Origin of the sequence: Mycobacterium sp. E2327, from assembly GCF_001672675.1 — a bacterium.
Classification (GTDB): Bacteria; Actinomycetota; Actinomycetes; order Mycobacteriales; family Mycobacteriaceae; genus Mycobacterium.
In genome coordinates this window covers 1-22,908 of sequence record NZ_LZKE01000057.1, presented here as the reverse complement: position 1 = coordinate 22,908, position 22,908 = coordinate 1, and the positions used below count along the sequence as shown (strand labels likewise).

The following is a 22,908-nucleotide window of genomic DNA, read 5'->3' as shown; positions in this document are numbered from 1 at the left end:
AGGGCTCCCGGCTGGCCGTTGCCAGCTTCGGTCACAGCAGTTCCACGATCGTGGCGTTGGCCTGACCGCCGCCCTCGCACATCGTCTGCAGTCCGTAGCGAATTCCCTTGTCGCGCATGTGGTACAGCAGCGTGGTCATCAGCCGCGCCCCCGAGCCGCCGAGCGGGTGGCCCAGCGCGATGGCACCGCCGTTGGGGTTGAGCTTCTTCTCGTCGGCGCCGATGTCCTTCAGCCACGCCAGCGGGACCGGCGCGAACGCCTCGTTGACCTCGTAGGCCCCGATGTCGCCGATCGAGAGCCCGGATTTCTTCAGCGCCTTCTGGGTCGCCGGGATGGGCGCGGTCAGCATGATCACCGGGTCGGCGCCGGCCAGCACCGCGGTGTGCACCTTGGCGATCGGGGTGAGGCCCAGTTCCTTGGCCTTCTCGGCGGACATGAAGAGGATCGCGGCCGAGCCGTCGGTGATCTGCGAGGAGTTGCCGGCGTGGATCACGCCGTCCTCCTTGAATGCCGGCTTCAGCGACGCCATCTTTTCCATCGGGGTGCCGCGGCGGATGCCCTCGTCCTTCAAGACGATGTTTCCGTCCTGGTCCTTGATGCCCACGATCTGGTCGTCGAACGCGCCCGAATCCTGTGCGGCGGCGGCCTTTTCGTGCGATCCCAGGGAGAACTCGTCGAGCGCGAGCCGGTCGAAGCCCCACTGCTCGGCGATCATCTCCGCGCCGATGCCCTGATTCGGCGTGCGGTGGTACCGGTCCTTGAAGGCCTGCGGGTACGGGTTGCCGCCGTTGGCCAGCGACGACCCCATCGGAGTGCGCGACATCGACTCGACACCGCCGGCGACGACGACGTCGTAGTGCCCGGCCACCACGCCCGCCGCGGCGAAATGGATGGACTGCTGGCTCGACCCGCACTGGCGGTCGACGGTCACGCCCGGGACGGTCTCGGGCCAGCCGGCCGCCAGCACCGCGGTGCGGGCGATGTCGATGGCCTGTTCGCCGGCCTGGCTGACGCAGCCCCAGATGACGTCGTCGACGAGCCCTGGGTCGATGCCGGCCTTTTCGACCAGCCCGTTGAGGACCTGCGCGGACAGGTCGGCCGAGTGCACGCCGGACAGCCCGCCGTTGCGCTTCCCGAGCGGGGACCGGACGGCCTCGACGATGACGGCTTCAGCCATGGTGTTGTCTCCTTTGACTTGGGGTCTGCGTCGATTGTCAACCAAGGGGTTGGGAGGGAGTGGGGCGGGGTGGTTTTCCTAGCCCACCTAGCCGAAACGACGAACGACCGAGTTCAAGATGAATTCGAGTAGCACCCCGAAGACGCATTGGAGTAGCCCACTACGCACGCCAAGACCGGATCGCGTTGGACACCATCTGTGAGTGGGGGTCCTACGGGCAGAGCGACCTCCCGAATCCAGCCAGGAGAGCAATACCCAACCAGGTCCGAGGAGCGACCAATGACCACAGATCCGAAGTTTGGTGCAATTCCGTCACCACGGCATGCCCTGGCAGCCGCGACGCCTCACGTGGCGACGGCGCTGACACCGCCGAACAGCATCGTCGTGCCGTCGCAATTGTCCATCTGGGGCAACGACGTCCACGGCGACTGCGTCACCGCCGAAGAAGCCTTCGCCAAGTCGTGCAACAACCCCGAAATCTTCATCAGCGAAGCCGATGTCATCGCATGGGCCACCCGGCACGGGGTTCTCGAGGGCGCAACACTGGTCGAGGTGTTGGACTTCATGCAGTCCGACGGGTTCTCGGGCCCGTCCGCGACCTACGACGACGGAAAGTACGTCTCGGTCGACTGGAGCAACTCCGACACCTTGCAGAACGCGATTTCACAAGGCCCGGTGAAGATCGGCGTCGCCGGAGAGCAGCTGCTCAACACCTGGCGCGCCAACGACGGGAAGAGCGGTTGGTTTGCGACGAGCTACAACGTCGACAAGAACGAAAACCACTGCGTCAGCTTGTGCGGCTACGGCACGATGAGTTGGCTAGCCGAGCAGCTTCAAGTCTCGGTGCCCAGTGGGGTGGACGGCACGAAGGTCGGTTACGCGCTGTTCACCTGGGACTCGATCGGCATCATCGACGAACCGTCCATGCGGGCAATCACCTATGAGGCGTGGTTGCGCACCCCGACAACCGTCTCCGTCGCCCGTTGGCCGGATTGGCTGCAGCTCGACCACAATCCGGCGACCATAGCCATCGCGGCTGACGGCGCGGATCTCTACCAGTTGCACGACACCGGAAAGATCTTCCGCTACACCGGAACACCGATAACCGGCTGGGAAATGCTGGACCAGAATCCCGACACCAAGATGGTCGCCGCCAGCGGCGGCAACCTCTACCAGCTGCACAACACCGGAAAAATCTTCCGCTACACCGGAACACCGATCACCGGCTGGGAAATGCTGGACCAAAACCCCGCCACCGTGTCAATCGTGGCCGACGGGTCCAACCTCTACCAGCTGCACGACACCGGAAAGATCTTCCGCTACACCGGAACACCGATCACCGGCTGGCAACTGCTGGACCAGAACACCGCGACGATGCAGATCGCCGCCAGCGGCGGCAACCTCTACCAGCTGCACAACACCGGAAAGATCTTCCGCTACACCGGAACACCGATCACCGGCTGGCAACTGCTGGACCAGAATCCCGCGTCCGTGTCGATCGTGGCCGACGCGGGCCGCCTTTATCAGTTGCACAACACGGGAAAGATCTGGCGCTACACCGGAACACCGATGACCGGCTGGCAGCAGCTGGATCAGAATCCGGCAGCCAAGCAGATCGCCGCCGCCTCGGGAAACCTGTTCCAGATTCACAACACCGGTGCGATATGGGCATATGTCGGGCCGCCTAACACCGGTTGGCAGCAGCTCGACGGCAACGCGGCTTCCGTCTCGATCGCCGCGTCGGGCACCAGCCTGTATCAGCTGCACAGCACCGGCATGATCTGGCGCTACACCGGTCCGCTGAATCCGGTTCTGTAGCAGGTACTCAAGGGAACGGCCCTCGGAGAGGATTCGAGGGCCGTTCCTTTCCGCGTACTCAGCTTCGCGGCCATCACCCGGCGGGGTAAGCCACCGACTTGATCTCGGTGTACTGGTCGAAGCCGGCGACGCCGTTCTGGCGGCCCACCCCGCTGTACTTGTAACCGCCGAACGGCGTGTCGGCGCCGTACGGCGCGCCGCCGTTGACGCCCATGAAGCCGGCCCGGATGCGGCGGGCCACCGCCAGCGAACGCTCCAGCGAGCCGGACATCACGTTGCCCGCCAGCCCGTACTTGCTGTCGTTGGCGATCCGGATCGCGTCCTCCTCGTCCTCATACGGGATGACCGCCAGCACGGGACCGAAGATCTCCTCCTGTGCGATGGTCATGGAGTTGTCGACGTCGGTGAAAAGTGTTGGCCTGACATAGAATCCCTTGTCGAAGCCAGTGGGCGCGTCCGGGCCGCCGACCAACGCGGTGGCGCCCTCCTCGACGCCCTTGCGGATGTACCCCATCACGCGGTTGCGCTGCACCTCCGAAATCACCGGCCCGCACAGGGTTCCGGGATCCTGCGGGTCGCCGCACGTGACGTTCTCGTAGATGCTCTTGAGGATCGCCACGCCCTCGTCGTAGCGGGACCGCGGCAACAGCATCCGGGTGGGGTTGGCACAGCCCTGCCCGGCGTGCATGCACGGCGCGATCCCGATCGCGCAGGCCGCGCCGAAGTCGGCGTCCTCCAAGACGATCGTCGCCGACTTGCCGCCGAGCTCCAGGAACAGCCGCTTCATCGTCGCGGCACCCTTTTCCATGATCCGCTGGCCGACCACGGTGGAACCGGTGAAGGAGATCAGGTCGACCTTCGGCGATAGCGTAAGTTCCTCGCCGACAAAGTGATCCGACGCCGTCACGACGTTGACGACGCCCGCGGGAATGTCGGTCTTCTCGGCGATCAGCCTGCCGAGCCGGGTCGCGTTGAACGGCGTGTTGGGCGCCGGCTTGAGCAACACGGTGTTGCCGGTGCCCAGCGCCTGGCCGAGCTTGTTGAGGGTGACCTCGAACGGGAAGTTCCACGGCACGATCGCGCCTACCACGCCCACGGGTTCACGCCAGACCTTGCGGGTGGTCAGCGTGCCGGTCAGGCTGATCACCTTGTCGCCGAGGTCGGTTTCCCAGGCGTACTCGTCGATCAGCCTGGCCGGGTACTTCAGTCCGTCTTCGAGCGGGGCGTCCAGCTGGGGGCCGAAGGTGATGGCCCGCGGCGAGCCGACCTCGAGGATCAGCTCCTCGCGCAGCTCCTCCTTCTCGGATTCGATCGCCTCGTGCAGCTGCAACAGGCAGCGCTTGCGCAGCTCCCGGTTGGTCGACCAGTCCGTCTCGTCGAAGGCGCGCCGCGCGGCGTCGATGGCGCGGTGCATGTCTTCCTTCGACGCGTCCGCGACCTCACCGAGCGGCTCCTCGGTCGCGGGGTTGATGTTGGTGAAGGTGCCGGCCCGGCCCTCGACGAGCTTGCCGTCGATCATCATCTTCGGCTCGAAACGGACCTTTACAGCCTCAGTCATGTTTGTCACTCTCTTCTGAGTCGTTGAGGGGCTACAGAGAGCCTTACTGGAAAGTAGCCGATTGGCAATATCCAACCTTCGGGAGGGCTGGCTAGCAGGGGTCGAACAGCACCGGCAGCGACGTCGGCGACCGGAAAACCTGCCCGCGGATGTGGGGGTCGTCCGCGTCGGGGTCCAGCCGCAGGTTCGGCAGCCGGTCGAGCAGTAGGTTGACGGCGGTGCGCATCTCCAGCCGGGCCAGGTGCATGCCGAGGCACACGTGGACGCCATGGCCCCAGCCGAGGTGTCCCCGCGCCTGCCGGAAGATGTCGAACGTGTCGGGGTCGGGATAGCGGTCCTCCTGCCGGTTGGCAGCCCCCAGCATCGGCATCACGGTCGAACCGGCCGGGATGGGCACCCCGCCGAGCTCGGTGTCGCGAGTGGCCACCCGGGTGATGGTGAGCAGGGGCGGCTCCCATCGCACGCTCTCCTCGACCGCCTGCGGCAGCAGGGATCGGTCCGCGCGGACGGCTTCCAGCTGCGCCGGATCGGACAGCAGTGCGAAGAGCAGGCTGCCCAGTGCCCGGTACGTCGTCTCCACCCCGGCGGGCAGCAGCAGCCGCAGGAACGAGTAGATCTCCTCGTCCTCGAGCTTCTCGCCGTCGATCTCGGCCTGCGACAGCGCGCTGATCAGGTCCTCGCGCGGTTCGGCGCGGCGCGCCTCGAGGATCGGCGCGAAGTAGTCGCACAGCGCGGCCGACGCCGCGAGGCCGCGCTCGGGATTGAGGATCCAGCTCAGCAGCGAGATGGACCACCGCTGGAACTGTGGGTAATCCTGTTGCGGCAGGCCCAGCAGGGCCGCGATGATCTGGCTGGGATAGTCGAAGGTGAACTCCTTGACCAGGTCGGCCCTGCCGTTCGCGGTGAACTTGTCGATCAGGCTGTTGGCCACGCGTCCCACCAGCTCGTCCTCCCAGCGCGCCAAAGCCTTCTGCGAGAACGCCTTTGACACCAGGGAGCGCAGCCGTCCGTGCACCGGCTCGTCCATGCCGAGCATCACGCGTTCCCCCAGCACCGGCCCGAACGCCGCGATGACGGCCGCCGACGAGAACGTCTCGTTGTCGCGCAGCATCTGCTGGGCCTCTTCATGGCGGTACACGATGAAGACCGGCTTGGACTCCTCGTGGGGCATCCCCGAGACATCGAGGCGCTGAACGGGCTCCTCGCGGCGCAGCCGCGCCAGCTCCGTGTACGGATCGCGCACGTCTCCGGAGACCGCGTCGTCGAAGGCGCCGAAGTCCTCCAGATCGTCGAAAAGCTGTTCCACTACTGCTCCTTCGATTTGAAGCGCCGCAACACCGACATCACCCGTTGGCTCACGGTCAGCGGCCACGCGCCGTCCCGCATCGAGCCCTGCCTCGGAATGCCGAGCACGATCCGCGATATGTGGTGCATGCCGGAGGCGGGCAGGATCCGGTTGGCGGCCAACAACATCGACGCGTCCGGCCCGACGCCGCGGCGGCGGAACGGTCGCCGGTCCCCGAGCGCCTCGAGCAGGCCGTCGGTGAACCGATCGGCCGGGCGGGCCAATTTCATCGCGAAGCGTCCGCGGGTGTCCATGGTGGCGTGCAACCGGGCGTACGGGCCGCCGAAGTCGCGATTGTCGGTGGTGCCCGCGTCGGTGATGATCTCGGTGTCGTACATGCCGGCGACCAGCAGGGTGACCCCCAAACCGAAGGGCGCGACCTCGCTGGCCATGGCCTCGCCCCACCGCTCCAGCGCCCCCTTGGCCGCCGAGTACGGCGCGGTGGCCGGCTGTCCGCGCACGCCGGCCGCGCTGGAGACCAGGACGATGCGCCCCTCCCCGGCCGCCCGCATCGACGGCAGCAGGGCCTGGGTGAGCGCGACCGGTCCCATGATGCTGGTGGCGAACATCCTCTGCCACAACGCCATATCGGTTTCCTCCACCACTCCCGCGGCGGAGATCCCGGCGTTGTGCACGAGCGCGTAGGGGGCGCCGACGGCTTCCTCGATGGCCTTGGCGGCCGCCGAGATCGACGCGGCGTCCAACAGGTCGAGCTGCACGCCGATCAGCCGGTCGTCGTCGTCGCCCGCGCCGGTGGCTTGCCGTAGTAGCGGAAGCCCGCGGTCGGGGGTGCGCATGGCGGCGACCACGCGCCACCCCTTGCGGTACAGGCGCACGGCCGAGGCGAATCCCAGCCCGCGCGACGCGCCGGTGATGACGACCGTGCGCGGCTCAGCCATTCTTGCCCGGGGTCGCGCAGGCGCCCTGGCCGGGCGGCGGCGGATCGACGTGCGGGCGCCCGTTCGGTTCGCCGCTGGCCCAGGTCGACCAAATGCCGACCGAGTACGGGCCCTGGGCGCCCGCCTTCTCGTAAACCCCTTGCGGGTCATACACTTTGGCTTCGGGATAGGGCCACGGGCAGGCCACCGAGGTCGCGGCGTGGCTGACCTTGATGACCCAGAACCAGGCGCCGTAGGTGAAGTAGGACACGTTGATGATGGCGAACATCACCAGGAACGTGCCGAGCACCGGGCGGCCGGGGAAGATCCTTGCCTTGGCGGCCAGCTTCTCGGCCACCGATTTCCCGGTGTCGTCGCGATAGCAGAGGATCGCGGCGGGCACCATCACGAACGTCACCGAGAACGACTCCCAGATCAGTGGGAACTGGAAGGTCGTCCCGGTGAACACCGAGCCCCACGGGATCACCTGCGAGTAGATGTACATGCCCATGTGGACGAGCTGGATTTCCAGCCACGCGTCGAAGACGAAGCCGATCGCGCAGGTCAGCACGCCCAGGCTGACCAGCGGGTGCCGCGACACGAAAGCCGTCGGCCCATACCTGGCCTGCAGTTTGCGCAGGATCCAGATGGCCGGGAAGTAGGGGCCGAAATAGAAAGTGACGTAACCGAATACGACGAACGGCTCGACGGTCGGCGACAGCGAAACCAGCGGCCACGACTCCGGCCAGTGGATGAGGTCGGGGTTGTACACCGCGAACGGCGCCCAGTTCATGATCGGGTCCTGCCATACGATCAGCGTGGTGCACAGGAACATCAGCATGACCGGGCTGCCGGGGTTGCGCCGCCAGCCCCTGACGAACACGACCAGCAGCACCAGCAGCATGATCACGGTCGAAATGTGCAGGAACGTGATGTAGTCCAGGCCGAAGACGAACTTCACCGGGCGCGGCCGCCCCTGGACGTTCGGGTTGGCGACCCGCGGGTCGAGCGCGACCCGGCAGTTCGCGACGAAGAAGAGTGCGAACGCCGCCAGCGCGGCGCCGGCGACCCAGCCGCCCCAGCCGCGCTTGTCACGTCGGCCCGCCGACTTCTCTTCCGCGACAAGGCGTGTGGACTGTTCGGTGGACATCAGCCGTCCTCTCCGAAGCGGTCGACCAGGCGCGAGTTGACGCCGTCGGCGTCCAGCGTCCGCGCCACCAGGTAGCCGGCACCCATCCACGCCCGCCGCGTCCACTTGCCGAACGACACGCGGGTGCCCGGCGCGCCCGAGGCGGCGGGCATCATCTTCACGCGCTCCAGCGCCTCCCTGACGCCGCGCGGGCTGAGCGGGTGGGCGTCGGAAAATGCGCGCACCAGCGTGGCGGCGACGTCACGGTTGACCACGGGCACGCAGTACTCGGGACGGCTGCCGTCGTATCTGGCGGCGTAGCGGTCGAGGAAGTCCTGGCCGACCCGATTCGTCTCGTCGTACTGGTCGACGCCAATCCAACCCATGAACGCGTTCCACATGATCGGGTTCACCCACGCGTTCTGGAAGGCCGTAGTGGTGAAGCGCGGCGGGTCCCAGTCGACGGCCTCGAGCGCGGGGTTGATGAACACGATCCCGAAGCCGAAGCCCAGATGGACGATCGCTTCGGCCTTCGCGTCGTGCAGGGTGCGCACGGCCTCGTTGATGTCCTGAGCGGTCTGCGCGATCGCCGCCTCGGCGACGATGCGAATGCCCTTGCGCCGGCACGCGCTTCGCAGGTTCCTCAGATAGCTCTCGCCGATCAGGTTCTGCTCGACGAGGACCCCGATCTCGGCGAGCCCGCGCTTGGCGACGAGGTCCGCGATGAAGATCGGCTCGTCGGTCAGCGAACCCTGCGGGAAGGAGAAGGTCCACTCGCCCAACCAGTCGTCGGTGCCGGTGACGCTGATCGCGGGCACCTTGAACAGCTCCTCGATCGCCTCGCGCGTGGGCACGCAGTTGTCGGTGATGTGCGGACCGAACACCACCAGGCAGCCGTCGTCGACGAGCTCCCCGAAGGCGTCGATCACCGACTTGACCGATCCCTTGGGCAACCCCTCCACCTCGCGGTAGATCATCTGCACCGAGCGGTCGATCAGGCCCTGCTGGTGGGCCTCTCCGAAGATGAGGTCGAAGCACCGCGTGAAACTGGCCAACAATTCCTCGGGGAATCCCGGTGGCAGCGTGAAGTCCATCAGGTAGCCGACCTTGATCGGTTCTGCGCTGCTTTCGTAGGACATCGGACCTCCAGGACGGAACATCACCCGCCGTGAATACAAACCTAATATTTGTTCTGACACTAGCGGCGGCCCCGGGGCAGCGTCAATCGCGCGGCCCGTCGGGCGCACCCAAATAGATGTCGATCATCTCGCCGAGGCCCCGCCCCACCGCGACGTCGTCGGTGAGCGGCCCGGCGATCGCGGCCCGCGCCGCCTCGCGCATCGTCAGACCCTCCGCCACCAGCCGGGCCGCCGCGATCAGCACACGCGTCGACGCGACCTCGCGCAGGCCGCCGGTCTCCAGCCGGCGGATGGCCTGCCCCAACCGCACCAGCTCGGCCGCGGTCGCTCCGTCCACGCCGGCCTCGTGCGCGACGATCGCCTCCTCGACATCGGCTGCGGGGAAGCCGAATTCGATGGCGACCATGCGCTGACGTGTCGAGTCCTTGAGGTCCTTGAGCACGCTTTGATAGCCGGGGTTGTAGGACACCACCAGGCCGAACCCGGGTGCGGCGTCCAACGTGACTCCGAGGCGCTCGATGGGCAGCTGGCGGCGGTGATCGGCGAGCGGATGCAGCACCACCGTGGTGTCCTGCCGGGCCTCCACCACCTCGTCGAGATAGCAGATCGCCCCCTCGCGCACCGCACGCGTCAGCGGTCCGTCCACCCAGACCGTCTCGTCGCCCTGCAACAGGTACCGGCCGACGAGGTCGGCGGTGGTGAGGTCGTCATGACAGGCGACCGTGATCAGCGGCCGGCCGAGGTCGTAGGCCATGGCCTCGACGAATCGCGTCTTGCCGCAACCCGTCGGCCCCTTGAGGAGAAGCGACAGCCCCTGGCGGTACGCCGCCTTGAAGACGGCCTCTTCGGCGCCGATCGCCTGGTAGTAGGGCCGGACCATCTCAGCGTCGGGGATTGCGCCGTTCCGGTAACCAAGACCGGGCTCGTTGGGCATAGCTTCCCTTCCCCAAGTTGGTTGGAGCCTATCCGGAACAGATGTTTGTTTCAACGATCGGGCGCGCGGTCGTGGCCGCCCGGCGGCGAACCTCGGCCGAGCGCAACGCGGAGCGGAACAGCGGCCCGATGACACTGGCGAGTTGCTCCGGGCGCGCGATTGTCGCGTGCGCGGCGCTGCCGAAGACCCTGCGCAGCGATCGCGTGTCGGTGCCGGCGCCGATGGTCAGGCACACGCAGCCGGTGCCGCGGCGGCGGGCTTCGGTCAACGCGCGGCGCGCGTCGGCGGCGCCGTAGGCGCGCTCGTATCCGTGGTCGTACGCGAGCCCGTCGGACAGCACCACCAGCAGCCGCCGTGTGGTACCCCCGCGCGCCTCGAGGACCGCCGAGCCGTGGCGGATGGCCGCACCGAGGCGGGAGAACGCGCCGGGTTCGAGGCTGTTGAGCCGCCTCATGACCAGGGAGTCGAGGTGGTCGTCGAATCGTTTGACGGGCACCATGCTCACTGCGCGCCGACCCTGTGAGTAGTAGGCGTAGAGCGCGACGCGGTCGCCCAGGTCGTGCAGCGCGACGGCGAGGTTGGCGACCGCCACGCGCTGTTGCTCGTGCACCGTCCGCCCGACCGTGCCGGGCTCAGCCGCCGATCCGGACACGTCGAGCAGGAGCAGCACCGACAGGTCGCGCCGGCGGCGCAGGCTGTCCAGGTAGACCGCCTCGTCGGGCACCGACCCGGCCAGCGCCTCCACCCGGGCCTCCACCGCGGCGTCGATGTCGATGTCGTCGCCCTGCGACTGGCGGTGGCGGCGGTGCAGGCCCATCCCGAGCCGGGATAGCGGGCGCCGCACGCCGATCGCCGCTTCGATGGCCTGGGTCGCCGAGGCCTTGACCGTCGGCTCGACCTCACGCACGGTGCACCACGCGGGCCGGTAGCTCTTGCGGGTGGCGTCCCATTCGGGATACGTCACGCCGTCGGCGGGTCTGGCTTCGTCGCCGACCTCATCGCCCGACGTCGACGCCAGCGACGCGACCGCGCGCAGGCCGCGGTTCGCCGAATTCGTCCGGCTCGTCGGGAGATCCGCGCCGGGCGGTCCACCGCCGCTGCCGGTCTTGCGCGCGGACGACAGCATCTTCTTCAGCCACTTGCCGATGAAGCCGCCCCCGCCGACCGGGCTGGTGAACATGTCCGGGTCGTCGGAATCGTCGACCTGCCCGTCGTCCAGTTGGGCGAGTTGCCGCGCCTGGCCCCGTGGCACGTGGCGCGGATCCGCCTCCTCTTGCTGGGCCGCCCGGCCGGCCGCCGCCAACAGCTCGGCCGGGCGGAGCACGCCGAACTCCGGCGCCGGGTCGTCGATCGCCGCCCGGCTCTGGGCGATCCTGAGCGACGCGGTGGGCGAATCGCTGCGGCCCGCGACCTCGGCGTCGCCCACCGAGGCCAGGCTGCCCGGCAAGAGCGCGCCGTTGGCGATCAGCGCGCGGTGGCCCTCGACCGCCAGGTAGCGCCTGGCCAGCCGGGGACGGCGGACAAGGCAGCGCACGACGCCGGCGTCCAGGCTGCCCGCCGCGATCATCGAGGCCTGCACGGCGATCGCCGTGCGGGCCCCGGCGGCATCGACGTGGATCGTTTGGCCGTCCGTCCACGGGGGCTCACCCGGTCGCAGTTCGGCGACCGCGACGGGCCTGCCCGCGAGCGCGGACGCGAACATGCCGAGGGCCTGCAATCGGTCGCCACGCGCGTCGTTCGCCATCGACCCCCTCATCGGTGGGCTTTGTTGACCAAATATCTGTTCCAGATTAGGGCCCGGTCCCGGCGGCGGTCAATAACGCCCGGCATCGGTCGCACTTGCCAAGGAGCACACCATGATTGGCTTCACCGACCGGGTCGCCGTCGTCACCGGCGCCGGCGGCGGACTCGGTCGGCTGTACGCGCTGGACCTGTGAGCGGCGGGACATCAGCGCGACGCCCGGCAACGCCTAGTTGACCTAATATCTGCTCCAACGTAGTGTCCGGAAAAATGGACTTCTCCTACCCCCCGGAAGCCGAACAGTTCCGCACCGAGCTGCGCGATTGGCTGTCGGCGAACCTGACCGACGAGCTGGTGGCCGCCCGCCGGCCCGCCGGGCGCGACGACGCGGGGATCGAGTTGCTGCGGGCCTGGAGCGCGACGATGGCCGACGCGGGGTGGGCCGCCGTGTCCTGGCCACGCGAATACGGCGGCCGCGGCGCGACCGTGCTCGAGCAACTGGTCTACACCGAGGAAACCACCCGCGCGCGGGCGCCCATGCCGCTCAACGTCATTGGGATGAACAACATCGCGCCCGCGATCATGCAGTACGGCACCGAAGAGCAAAAGACGACGCTGCTCCCCCGCATGATGCGCGCCGACGACATCTGGTGCCAGGGAATGTCGGAACCCGAGGCCGGATCCGATCTCGCCGCGCTGCGCACGCGAGCGGTGCGGGACGGCGACCACTTCGTCGTCAACGGCCAGAAGATCTGGACCTCGCTCGGGCATCGCGCGGACTGGTGTCAGCTGTACGTGCGGACCGATCCCGACGCCCCGAAGCACAACGGGATCTCCTGCCTCATCGTCGACATGTCGCTGCCCGGCATCGAGGTGCGCCCACTCGTAACGCTCAACGGCGACACCGATTTCGCCGAGGTGTTCTTTCACGACGTCCGCGTGCCGGCCGACGCGTTGCTCGGGCCGCTGAACGCCGGCTGGCAGGTGGCCACCACCACCCTGAGCCACGAGCGCGCCGGCGCGGCGCGGCTGTACGCCGAGATGCAGGTGCGGCTGGAAGAGCTGGTGGACGACTTCGCCGCCCAAAGCGACGCGCTGGACGACCCGGTGATACTGCGGCGGCTCGGCGAAATCGCCGTCCGCATCAAGTATCTCGAGGTGCTGTGCCAGCGGTCGATCTCCGCCACGCTGCACGGCGGCGACCCGTTCGCCTCAGCCAGCCTGGCCAAGACCGTGTGGGGTGAGATTGGACAGGACATGGCCGCGCTGGCATTCGACGTGCTCGGCAGCCACGGCACCAGCGCCCCGTGGGCGAGCTATCGCCTCACGTCGCGCTCGCTGACCATCGCGGGCGGAACGACCCAGATCAACAAGAACATCACCGCGCAGCGCGTGCTGGGATTGCCCCGCCGATGAACCTCGAACTTACCGACGAACAGGTCGCGCTGCGTGACACCACGCGGCGCTTTCTCGCTGAAAAGGCGCCCATCTCGGGGCATGTGCGCGCGCTGCTCGACGATCCGACCGGCATGGGCGGTAAAGACCAGGCGGTCTGGCGGGGCCTGGCCGACCTCGGCGTGACCGGGCTGCTGGTGCCCGAGGAGCACGGCGGGGCCGGGATGTCCATGGTCGAGGCGGGGGTGGTCGCCGAGGAACTCGGCGCCGCCCTGCACCCCGGGCCGTGGCTGTCGAGCGCGGTCGCCGCGACCCGCGCTCTGACCCGGTTCGCCGGCAACGGCAGCGGCGCAACGCTTTTGACCGGGATCGCCGACGGCAGCACCATTGCCACCGTCGGCTTCCTGGACGCGGAGAACGCCGCCGTCGAGGTGTCCGTCCGCGGTGCGGAGATCGCGGTGCGGGGCGAGATCGCCGGCGTGGCCGACGCCGCCGCGGCCGACACCTTGTTGGTGCTCGCGCACGACCCGGCCGGCATCGGGCTTTACGCGTTGCAGACCGACTCGTCCGGGGTGGCCGTGGCGCCCGAGCGCGGTATCGATCCGACCCGCAAGCGTTTTCGCGTCGAGCTCGACGGGGCGTCCGCGCACCGGCTGGCCACGGCCTCGCCGGACGACGTTGCCGCCGTGATCGACGACGTCCTCATCGCCACCGCCGCCGACGCGCTGGGCGCCGCGCGCGCCGTCATGCATCTGGCCATCGAATACGCAAAGGTCAGAAAGCAGTTCGGTCAGGTCATCGGCTCGTTTCAGGCCGTCCAACACCTGTGCGTCGACATGTACGAGACCGTCGAGCTGGCCCGCAGCGGTGTGATCCACGCGCTGTGGGCCGCCGACAACGAACCGTCGTCCGACGAACGCCATCTTGCCGCGCTGCGGGCGAAGGCGTTCGCCGGGCGGCTGGCGACCGTGGGCGACACCGCCATCCAGGTTTTCGGCGGCATCGGTTACACCTGGGAGCACGATGCCCACCTCTACCTCAAGCGCTTGCTGAGCTGGAGCGAACTTCTGGGTAGGCCCGACCGCTACCTCATCGAAATCGGTGCGCGGCTTGGCAAGAGGGGTCGTTGATGGACATCGAGTACCTGCTTACCGCGACCCGTTCGGCCCGCAAGTCGCTCGACCTCGATGCGCCGGTCGACATCGCGGACATCCGGGAGTGCCTGCGCATCGGTTTGCAGGCCGCCAACGGCTCCAATCAGCAGTCCTGGCGGTGGCTCGTGGTGACCGACCCGGCGCTGCGCGGCCAGATCGCCGAGCTGTACCGCGAGTCGTATCTGCTTCGCGTCGGCGGGCGGCTGCTGGCCGATTTGCTTCCCGCCGGCACGCCGCAGGGCCGGATCATGTCGTCGACGGAGTGGCTCGTCGAGAACATGGCCCGGGTCCCCGTGTTGGTGATCCCGTGCTACGAGCCCTACCTGCCCCGCGTCGACGGCGACGAGTCGTTCCATCAGGCCACGCTGTACGGCTCGATCTTCCCGGCCGTGTGGAACTTTCAGCTCGCCCTGCACACCCGCGGTTACGGAACCTGCATCACGACGCTGCACCTGCACCGCGAGAAGGAGATCGGCCGGTTGCTCGGTATTCCCCCGGCCTACGCGCAGGGATGCCTGCTGCCGGTGGGCCGGCTGCGCGCCGGGCACACTTTCCGGCCGGCGCCTCGGCGGCCCGTCGACGAAGTGGTTGCGCGCGACGCCTGGGACGGCCCCGCGCTCTAGAATGGGCACCGTCGGCGCTTTTGTGCAGCGCATTTGTTTCGGCACCGTCTGATAGCCTTTAACAAAGATTTGGTTCGGCCGGGAGGACGAATGCGTAAGGTCGCGAATCCGTCGACCGCCCGGGCAAACAACGCTGACGACTCCGGCACCCGTCGAACCGAAATCCTGCAGACCGCGGCGTCGTTGATCGCGTCGTCGGGCTTGCGGACGTCGCTGCAGGAGATCGCGGACGCGGCCGGCATCCTGCCCGGCAGCCTGTATCACCATTTCGAGTCCAAAGAGGCCATCCTGGTCGAGCTGACCCGCCGCTATCAGGAGGACCTGACCCGGATCGGGCAGGCCGCCCAGGCCCGGCTGGACGAGCCCGACTCGCGACCGGCCTCGGAGCAGATCGTCGAGCTGGGATCGGCGATCGCGAACTGCGCCGTGCGACACGGCGCCGCATTGCAGATGTCGTTCTACGAGGGACCGGGTGACGACCCCGAGCTGATGAAGCTGACGCAGCAGGCACCGACCGCGGTCCAGCAGGCGATGCTCCAGACGCTGCGCGCCGGCAGGTGGAGCGGCTACATCAAGCCCGACATCGACCTGCCCACGTTGGCCGACCGTATCTGCCAGACCATGCTGCAGGTCGGGCTGGCCGTCATGCGCCACAACTCCCCGCCCGACCAGGTCGCCGGTCTGCTGTGCCGAATCATCTTGGCGGGATTGGCGGCCCGCCCGCCCGGCGACGCGGCGTTGAATCGGTCCAAGGCCTTCGCGGCCGCAAACGCCGTCATCGACACCTGGGCCGATGACGCCGACGCGGATCCCGACGACAAGGCGGCCCACGTCCTCGCGGTGGCGCGAACCGAGTTCGGCCGCAAGGGATATGAGGTCACCACCATCCGGGACATCGCGTCCGCGGCCGGGCTGGGCACCGGGACCGTCTACCGGGTGATCGGGTCGAAGGACGAACTGCTCGCGTCGATCATGGAGTCCTTCGGCCGGAAGGTGGAGGCCGGTTGGGTGAGCGTCCTGCAGTCGGACGCCACCGCGGTCGAGAAGCTGGACGCGCTCAGCTGGGTCAACGTCAACGCGCTCGATCGGTTTTCCGACGAGTTCAGGATTCAGCTCGCGTGGATGCGTCAATCGCCCCCGAACACGCCCAACCCGGGCTGGCTGTACGCCACCCGGCTTCGGCAGATGAAATCGCTGCTCTCCGAGGGCATCCGGGCGGGGCAGATCCGTATCGACGCGCCGTCCACCGCGATGCTGGCTCGATGCGTCATCGGCCTGCAGTGGATACCGGAGAACATCCTGCGCGCCGTCGGCAAACGCGCGGCGCTGGTGCACGCCCGGGACACGGTTCTGCGTGGCGTTGCCGTCCGCGGCAAGTAGGTATTGAAACCCAATAACTGTTACCCATACAGTTGGGCAGTTAGAACCGGGTTGGCAGTGAGCGAGAAGAGGATTTCCATGACTATCGTCGATCGGTTGCGCTACGACGGCAAGCGCGCACTCGTTGTTGGCGGCGCGACCGGCATGGGCGCCGCGGCGGCCAAGTCGGCGGCCGAACTCGGCGCCGAGGTCATCGTGCTGGACTACGCGCCCGTCGGCTACGACGTCGCCCAGTCGGTGCAGGTCGACCTGCGCGACCCCGCGTCGATCGACGCGGCCCTGGCGCAGGTGGACGGTCCGATCCACGCGCTGTTCTCGGCGGCCGGCATCGCCGAGGGCACGACCGACCTGATGGCGATCAACTTCATCGGGCACCGCTACGTCATCGACCGCCTGCTCGAGAAGAACCAGCTTCCGTCGGGCTCGGCGATCTGCTTCATCTCCTCGGTGGCCGGCATGGGGTGGGAGAACGACCTGGAGCTGCTCACCGAGTTCCTCGCCAACCCCGACTTCGCGTCGGCGCAGGAGTGGGTGAAAGCCCACGAGGCCGAGGGCATCATCCACTACGGCTTTTCCAAGAAGGTCGTCAACGCCTACGTCGCGACCCAGGGCTATCCGCTGCTGAAGAAGGGCATCCGGATCAACGCGATCTGCCCGGGTCCGACCGACACCCCGCTGGCGCAGGCCAACGCCGACCTGTGGCTGACATTCGCCCAGGACTACCGCGACGAGACCGGTTCGAAGGTGCACACCCCCGAGCAGATGGGCGACGTGATGGCGTTTTTGAACAGCGCCGCCGCGTTCGGCATCAACGGCATCACGCTGCTGGTGGACTACGGGCACACCATGGCGTCGCTGACTGGCGCCTACCCACCCGGCAAGCCGATCATCGACCTGATCATGGGCCGGGTGAAGCTTTAGCTCTCATCGACACCGATGAGCAGGCGTTCCGGGCTGCGGCCCAGGACGCGACGCCACGGGATGCCGGCCGGGTCCTGCCCTAAGTGCAGGGCGGGCCGTGCGGCGAGCGCGGCGCGCACGCACTCCTCCACCGCGACTTTCGCGAGCGAGGTACCCAGGCAGTAGTGCGCTCCGGCCCCGAAGTTCATCAGCCGGGGCGTGCCCCACGGGTGAACCGCTCGGGATCGAAGCGGTCCGGCGACGGCCACGCCGAAGCGTCCCGGCATGCCGAGGCGATACACAGCAGAACCATCTCCCCCGCCGGAATGGTGGTGTCGTGCAGGTCGATCGGCGCGATCGCGGTGCGCGGAATGAGGGGGATGCTGGGCTCGAGGCGAATGGTCTCGGCGGCCGCGCTGGCGAGCCGCGCGTCATCGTCGGCTACCCCGGCAAGGCGGTCGCGGTGCTGCAGAGCCACCAGCAGGCTGCACGGTATCTGGCTGCCCATCGTGTCGTGGCCGGCGACGAGAAGGTTCGCGATCATCGCCACGGTCTCGTCGCGGGTGAGCCGCTCGCCGTCGGCCTCCGCGGTCAGCAGGCCGGTGATGAGGTCGGGACCGGGGTCTTCGGCTCGACGCCGCGCGAGCGCCTCAACATATTGCTGCAATTCGACGATTGCGCTCGTCGCCGCCGCGATCTGGTCGGGGGTCATCACGTAGAACACCGGGCTCAAGGCGTCCGCCCATCGCGAAAACGCGCCGACATCGCCGTCCGGAACGCCGAGGAGGCGGCAGATCAAGCGGGTTGCCAGCCCGGCGCAGGAAGCCACCAGGTCTCCCCCGTTCGACGCCGCGGAAGCGATGGCGGCAGCGGCCATGTCCGCTGCGGTCGCCCGCAGTCCCTCGACCGAGCGCGGGGTGAAGGCGCGGGAAACCAGCGACCGAAGGCGGCGGTGATAGTCACCCTCGGTGGTGAACATCAGCTTGCTGTACCAGTCGCGCAACGGACCGTCGGTGATGCCCATGGCGTCGAAAAGGGCCAGCCCGATTCCGTTCAGCCGCTCGTCGCGGGCCAGTGTTTCGACGTCGTGGTGCCGCAACACCACGGTCGCGCCCGTGATCTCGTCGGTGGCCAATGGTCCGCGTCGCGCGGCCTCGGCGAGCACGTCGTGCATCCGGGTGGTGAAGCTACCGGTCAGGTCCACTGAGGGTTTCGCCCGCATCTCTCCTCCCACCCGGCTCACAGGGCGTGGTGGTGGCGCAGAATCTGCCCGGCGCGCTCGCCGATGATGACGCAGGGAGCCATGGTGTTCCCCGTGGTGACCCGCGGCATGATGGATCCGTCGGCGATTCGAAGGCCTTCTACCCCATACACTTTCAGCGAACCGTCGACCACCGACATCTTGTCGTGGCCCATCTTCGCCGTGCACGTCTGGTGGTGATACGTGGTGACCTCGTTGCGGATGAAGCGCAGCAGGTCGGCGTTGTCGAGCTTGCCCGGCATGACTTCTCGCTTGCTGAAGGGACGAAGGGCCGGTGCATTGCCGATTTCACGGCACAGTTCGATGCACGCGATCGCGGCCTTGAGGTCCTCGGGGCGCGACATGAGACCGTCGTGGATTCTCACGGGGTCGCAGGGATTTGGCCCGGTAAGGCTGACGTGTCCGCGGCTCTTCGGCCGCACCACCGCGCCATACATGGCCCAGCCCTCCTCGGGCACACCGAACGCCCGCGCGTTCTCCGCGCTCGAGAACGGGAACTCGAGCTGATAGGCCTGCAGATCCGGGGCATCCAGACTCGGATCGCTCTTGCTGAAAAAAGTCACCTCGCCGCCGCTGTTGCGCCAGGGCAGGGGTTCGCGATATTCCCAGACGCACGAGAAACCGGGGTGGTCCTGCAGGTTTCGACCGACCCCGGGCAAATGCTGCACGACCCCGATCCCGTGTGACTGCAGGTGAGTCTGATCGCCGACACCCGATTGCATGAGCACCTTCGGGGTGTGAATCGCGCCGAGCGACAGGACCACCTCGGAACCCGCACTGACGCGCCGCAGTTCACCGTCGTGCAGGAATTCCACTCCGGTGGCCCGCGACCCCTCGAACGTCACGCGGGTCACCAACGCGCCCGTCAGGACGGTCAGGTTGGGCCGGTCCATCAGCGGGAACAGGTAAGAGCGAAAGACCGATTCGCGGCGTCCGTTGCGGATGCGCAGATCGACGATCGATGCACCACCGGCTGCCTCCATGAGGCTGCCGTTTGGGCTTGCGAAGGCTGGAATGCCCAGCGATTTACCGGCTTCGAGCCCGGCGTGCGCGATCGGGCTCGGTTCGGCGGCTGGTTCGACGTAGACGGGTCCGCCGACGCCGCGATGCCGGGGATCAGGAGCCCCGTGCCAGTCCTCGATCGCCCGGTAGATCGCGAGTACCGAATCGTAGCTCCACCGTTGATCTTTGGCCTCGGCCGCGAAGTAGTCCCAGTCGCTTTTGTGACCGCGCGCCCACACCATGACGTTGATGCTCGAGCCTCCGCCGAGGACCTTGGCCATCGCGTACGGGATTGCTCGTCCATTGAGGTGGCAGTTGCGCTCGGTGGTGAAGTTCCAGTCGCGCTCGCTGCCGAGGTTTGCCAGCCACATTCCCGGTTCGCTGATCTCGGGTCCTTCGTCGGGTCCGCCGGCCTCGAGCACCAGCACGCTCACGTTCGGATTTTCGGCGAGGCGCCGGGCCACGACCGAGCCGCTCGATCCCGATCCGCACACGATGAAGTCGTATTGCCGCTTCAATTCGGCGCCCAGCCGTCGCTGGTTGCGGCGAACGCGTTCGGCGAATTCCGCTGTGGAACGCCCGATCTCGACCGAGGTTGATGTCATCTAGGTTCTCGCTTCCAGGTAGAGCTGGCGACTCGGATGGCCGGCCACGGATACTCCATGGTTACGTCGGCCGCGTCGCTCCAGCGACCTGCGGAGGCCCACAGCGCGTTTTTCGGCTATCGGTCCGCGCTGCCCGGACAGCGTTATCGTGCCCCGCGCAGGGTCTGCTGCGGCGACTCTCCGTACATCACCTTGTAGGCGGCCGCGAACCGGCCGAGGTGCGCGAATCCCCAGCGATGCGCAATCGCGGAGACGCCGGTGTCCGAAGGGTGGACGGAGCGCAGTTCACCGTGCGCGCGACGCAGCCTGACCACGCGCAGATACGCCATGGGTGACATCCCGACGTGCCGACGAAAACCCTCCTGCAATGCGCGCACGCTGACGTGGCAGTCGAGCGCCAATCGCGATGTCGTCAGCGGGGATTGCGGCGTGCTCTCGATGATGTCCATCGCCTCGCGGACAGCTGCCGGCGCGATAGGCCGGACCGACGATGAAAGGGCCTCGCGATGGGGATGGTCGGCCACCAGAAGCAGGCCGTACACCAGGCTCTCCACCAACGGATCCAGCACGGCCGGGTGCCGCATCGGACTGTCCGAATGGGCGAGCTCCCGATTGAGCCAATGCGCCTGGGCCACCCAGCTCCGCGCGGGATGGCTGGCCAGCGGCAGCGTTACGGTGAAGGGAACGGATGATCTTGCCGGCTGGCCCAACAGCGTTTCGAGTGCGGTATCGACAACGAGTTGGTCGATCTTGACCCCCAGGTGTCGGCTCGCCCCGGGCCAACGGGTCACGCTCATCTCGGCCTCGGGCCCGTAGATCGTGGCCGTCGCGGGAGTCGAAACCCACCGTTGCCCCAGGTATAGCGACTCCAGCCGGCCCTCGATCGGGACGTGCACGTAGTAACTGTCGCGACCCTCCGAAAAGCGAAGCGACACATCGGTGTCGTAGCTCAGATCGGCCAGCGTGATCGGCCCGGCGTGGATCAGGCGCTGGCTGAAGCCGAAGCCGTCGGGCGGGACGAGCAGTGCGAGCTTGTGTGAGTGAAAAGCCGACTCGCAAAGGTGGATAGCCTGCTCCGGCGATCGCGTGCGAAACCAGTTGTCCGTGATGACGGTCATCGAGTCCCGTTCGGTAGGTGCCAATCGTCTGGTGCCCTGGTCGGGCCACACATAGTAGACGTCACCAACGTCCATCGGGTTCGATTTCCCTCCGTGCTTGCTAATCGGAGAACTCTCCGGTATGTTTCCCGATCGTACCGGAGAACTCTCCGCTACGTTGCCCCGAAGGAGAGACCATTGCGATACATCAAGCTCGGCAACTCGGGATTGGACGTGTCCCCCCTGGCGATCGGAGCCATGACCTACGGCGACCCGGGGCGCGGACATCCCGTGTGGTCGCTGCCCGAAGACGAATCGCGGCCCCTGATCAAGCATGCGGTCGAGGCCGGGATCAATTTCTTCGACACCGCCAACATCTACTCGCAGGGCAGCAGCGAAGAGATCCTCGGACGCGCGCTGCGCGACTACGCCAACCGCGACGACGTGGTCATCGCCACCAAACTGAGGCATCCGATGCGTACGGGGCCCAACGGAAAGGGACTGAGCCGCAAGGTGATCATGACCGAGATCGACCATTCGTTGCGCAGGCTCGGCACCGACTACGTCGACCTTTACCAGATTCACCGCAACGATCACACGACCCCGCTAGAGGAAACCCTCGAGGCGTTGCACGACCTGGTGAAGGCCGGCAAGGTCCGCTACCTGGGAGCGTCGTCGATGCCGGCATGGGAGTTTTCCAAGGCCCTTCACCTGCAGCGCGCGAACAACTGGGCGAGGTTTGTCTCGATGCAGGATCACTACAACCTGCTGGCCCGCGAGGAGGAACGCGAGATGATCCCGCTATGCCTCGACGAGGGCGTGGGCACCATCGTCTGGAGCCCGTTGGCGCGCGGAAGGCTCGCGCGATCGTGGGCGGACGCCAAAGTCACTGCGAGGGCATCGAACGACGGATTTGCCGACATGCTGTACGCCGGTGTCGGTGACGGCTCCGACAAGGCCATCGTCGACGCGGTCGGCGCCGTCGCCCAGGGGCGCGGCGTGAGCCGGGCCCAGGTGGCGCTCGCCTGGTTGCGCTCCAAACCCGTGGTGACCGCGCCCATCGTCGGGGCCAGCAGCATCGGCCAGATCGACGAGGCGATCGCCTCGCTTGACCTCGAGCTCAGCGAAGCCGAAAGGCACACGCTGGAAGCCCCCTACACACCGCGGCGACGACGGGTGCGTATGTCTCATTGATCGCGTCCTGAGCCGCCGCGCTGTGCAGGGCGTCGCCCAGGCCGTGTTTGACGCGGACGTAGTCGGCGGCCTTGTAGAACCACATGCGATACGCATCCAAGGGCGGATGGGCTCGCAATAGCCTGGGCACCGAATCCACCAGTCGCTGCACGTCGTGGCGGTATACGGCGAGGATCAAGGCTTCCCGGGTGGGGAAGTGGCGATACAGCGTCCCCGCCCCGACCCCCGCGCGCTTGGCGATCTCGTTGAGAGACGCCGTGCCCGACTGGGCGAAGGCGTCGTGCGCCACCTCGATGATGTGCTCTCGGTTGCGCAGGGCGTCGGAGCGAATCCGGGCGACACCGTCGTCTGCCACAGACCGCCACCTCCTCGTTCTGGTCAAAACCCCTCTGCCGCAGCACGAGGATAAGGGGAGATGGCTAACTGGCCGTGGACAACTGGGGTATCCGCTCCGCCACCGCCTGCAGCAGGGTGTCGTCGGAGACGCCCTGGAAGTCGTAGCGCGGTGTGTAGGGGGCTTCCAGCGTGTGCCTTTCGGCTTCGCTGAGCTCGAGGTCAAGCGAGGCGATCGCCTCGTC

At 67.5% G+C, this 22,908-nt stretch carries 20 protein-coding genes and 1 pseudogene; 8 read left to right on the top strand and 13 right to left on the bottom strand.

The genetic code is table 11. The features are described from left to right. Positions 1–31: 31 nt before the first annotated feature. A complete protein-coding gene (locus A5712_RS07315; RefSeq protein WP_068103020.1) occupies positions 32–1,177 on the bottom strand; it encodes a thiolase family protein in 1,146 nt (381 codons plus the stop codon). A gap of 279 nt (positions 1,178–1,456) precedes the next feature. Between A5712_RS07315 and A5712_RS07310 the strand changes: the two genes are divergently transcribed. Then, positions 1,457–2,995 carry a tectonin domain-containing protein gene (locus tag A5712_RS07310; RefSeq protein WP_156766457.1) on the top strand — a complete coding sequence of 513 codons (1,539 nt, stop codon included), beginning with the start codon at positions 1,457–1,459 and terminating at the stop codon, positions 2,993–2,995. A 73-nt stretch (positions 2,996–3,068) separates the two neighbouring features. On the opposite strand, the gene A5712_RS07305 is transcribed toward A5712_RS07310, so the two are convergent. The 7 genes from A5712_RS07305 to A5712_RS07275 form a co-directional block, all read right to left on the bottom strand. Then, positions 3,069–4,553 (bottom strand): aldehyde dehydrogenase family protein, encoded by a 1,485-nt coding sequence (locus A5712_RS07305; protein ID WP_068103014.1) that lies wholly within the window; start codon positions 4,551–4,553, stop codon positions 3,069–3,071. Between the two features lie 91 nt (positions 4,554–4,644). After that, a complete protein-coding gene (locus A5712_RS07300) occupies positions 4,645–5,859 on the bottom strand; it encodes a cytochrome P450 (RefSeq protein WP_068103012.1) in 1,215 nt (404 codons plus the stop codon). Then, positions 5,859–6,797, bottom strand: a complete 939-nt coding sequence (locus A5712_RS07295) for an SDR family NAD(P)-dependent oxidoreductase (RefSeq protein WP_068103010.1) — start codon at positions 6,795–6,797, stop codon at positions 5,859–5,861. Before A5712_RS07295 ends, A5712_RS07300 begins: the two co-directional genes overlap by 1 nt. Continuing rightward, complete coding sequence (locus tag A5712_RS07290; RefSeq protein ID WP_068103009.1) at positions 6,790–7,926, bottom strand: spirocyclase AveC family protein; 1,137 nt, start codon at positions 7,924–7,926, stop codon at positions 6,790–6,792. The genes A5712_RS07295 and A5712_RS07290 overlap by 8 nt, the downstream gene beginning before the upstream one ends. Beyond that, a complete protein-coding gene (locus A5712_RS07285) occupies positions 7,926–9,044 on the bottom strand; it encodes an ABC transporter substrate-binding protein (protein ID WP_068103007.1) in 1,119 nt (372 codons plus the stop codon). Before A5712_RS07285 ends, A5712_RS07290 begins: the two co-directional genes overlap by 1 nt. Before the next feature lie 82 nt (positions 9,045–9,126). Beyond that, the gene (locus A5712_RS07280) at positions 9,127–9,978 is read right to left on the bottom strand and encodes a CbbQ/NirQ/NorQ/GpvN family protein (protein ID WP_068103005.1); all 852 of its coding nucleotides are present in this window, start codon (positions 9,976–9,978) and stop codon (positions 9,127–9,129) included. A 28-nt stretch (positions 9,979–10,006) separates the two neighbouring features. Further along, positions 10,007–11,722, bottom strand: coding sequence for a nitric oxide reductase activation protein NorD (locus tag A5712_RS07275; RefSeq protein WP_068103002.1), 1,716 nt, complete (start codon positions 11,720–11,722; stop codon positions 10,007–10,009). Positions 11,723–11,834: 112 nt separating this feature from the next. On the opposite strand from A5712_RS07275, the pseudogene A5712_RS32655 reads away from it, so the two are divergent. The 6 genes and pseudogenes from A5712_RS32655 to A5712_RS07250 form a co-directional block, all read left to right on the top strand. Next, positions 11,835–11,912 (top strand): annotated as a pseudogene (locus tag A5712_RS32655) (hypothetical protein); the annotation flags it as partial. Positions 11,913–11,989: 77 nt separating this feature from the next. Further along, a complete protein-coding gene (locus tag A5712_RS07270) occupies positions 11,990–13,135 on the top strand; it encodes an acyl-CoA dehydrogenase family protein (RefSeq protein WP_068103000.1) in 1,146 nt (381 codons plus the stop codon). Continuing rightward, entirely contained in the window at positions 13,132–14,244 is a 1,113-nt protein-coding gene (locus A5712_RS07265) for an acyl-CoA dehydrogenase family protein (RefSeq protein ID WP_068102999.1), read from the top strand. The genes A5712_RS07270 and A5712_RS07265 overlap by 4 nt, the downstream gene beginning before the upstream one ends. Further along, positions 14,244–14,891, top strand: a complete 648-nt coding sequence (locus tag A5712_RS07260; RefSeq protein ID WP_068102997.1) for a nitroreductase family protein — start codon at positions 14,244–14,246, stop codon at positions 14,889–14,891. Before A5712_RS07265 ends, A5712_RS07260 begins: the two co-directional genes overlap by 1 nt. A gap of 90 nt (positions 14,892–14,981) precedes the next feature. Beyond that, positions 14,982–16,271, top strand: coding sequence for a TetR/AcrR family transcriptional regulator (locus A5712_RS07255; RefSeq protein ID WP_068102995.1), 1,290 nt, complete (start codon positions 14,982–14,984; stop codon positions 16,269–16,271). A gap of 78 nt (positions 16,272–16,349) precedes the next feature. After that, entirely contained in the window at positions 16,350–17,192 is an 843-nt protein-coding gene (locus tag A5712_RS07250) for an SDR family oxidoreductase (RefSeq protein WP_068102994.1), read from the top strand. Here the strand turns inward: A5712_RS07250 and A5712_RS07245 are convergent. The 4 genes from A5712_RS07245 to A5712_RS30075 all read right to left on the bottom strand — a co-directional run bounded on the left by A5712_RS07245 (position 17,189) and on the right by A5712_RS30075 (position 21,157). Continuing rightward, positions 17,189–17,380, bottom strand: coding sequence for a hypothetical protein (locus A5712_RS07245; RefSeq protein WP_068102992.1), 192 nt, complete (start codon positions 17,378–17,380; stop codon positions 17,189–17,191). The two genes, A5712_RS07250 and A5712_RS07245, sit on opposite strands and share 4 nt — an antisense overlap. Beyond that, positions 17,380–18,393, bottom strand: coding sequence for a cytochrome P450 (locus A5712_RS07240; RefSeq protein WP_082973327.1), 1,014 nt, complete (start codon positions 18,391–18,393; stop codon positions 17,380–17,382). Before A5712_RS07240 ends, A5712_RS07245 begins: the two co-directional genes overlap by 1 nt. Before the next feature lie 17 nt (positions 18,394–18,410). Next, positions 18,411–20,039: a GMC family oxidoreductase gene (locus A5712_RS07235; RefSeq protein ID WP_082973326.1), complete on the bottom strand. Its 1,629-nt coding sequence runs from the start codon at positions 20,037–20,039 to the stop codon at positions 18,411–18,413. 143 nt (positions 20,040–20,182) lie between these two features. Beyond that, on the bottom strand, positions 20,183–21,157 hold the full coding sequence (locus tag A5712_RS30075) for an AraC family transcriptional regulator (protein WP_197519323.1): 975 nt from the start codon (positions 21,155–21,157) through the stop codon (positions 20,183–20,185). Between the two features lie 177 nt (positions 21,158–21,334). On the opposite strand from A5712_RS30075, the gene A5712_RS07225 reads away from it, so the two are divergent. Continuing rightward, a complete protein-coding gene (locus A5712_RS07225) occupies positions 21,335–22,330 on the top strand; it encodes an aldo/keto reductase (protein WP_068102987.1) in 996 nt (331 codons plus the stop codon). Here A5712_RS07225 and A5712_RS07220 read toward each other — a convergent pair. Then, entirely contained in the window at positions 22,257–22,685 is a 429-nt protein-coding gene (locus tag A5712_RS07220) for a TetR/AcrR family transcriptional regulator (protein ID WP_068102986.1), read from the bottom strand. The two genes, A5712_RS07225 and A5712_RS07220, sit on opposite strands and share 74 nt — an antisense overlap. Positions 22,686–22,908: the final 223 nt, after the last annotated feature.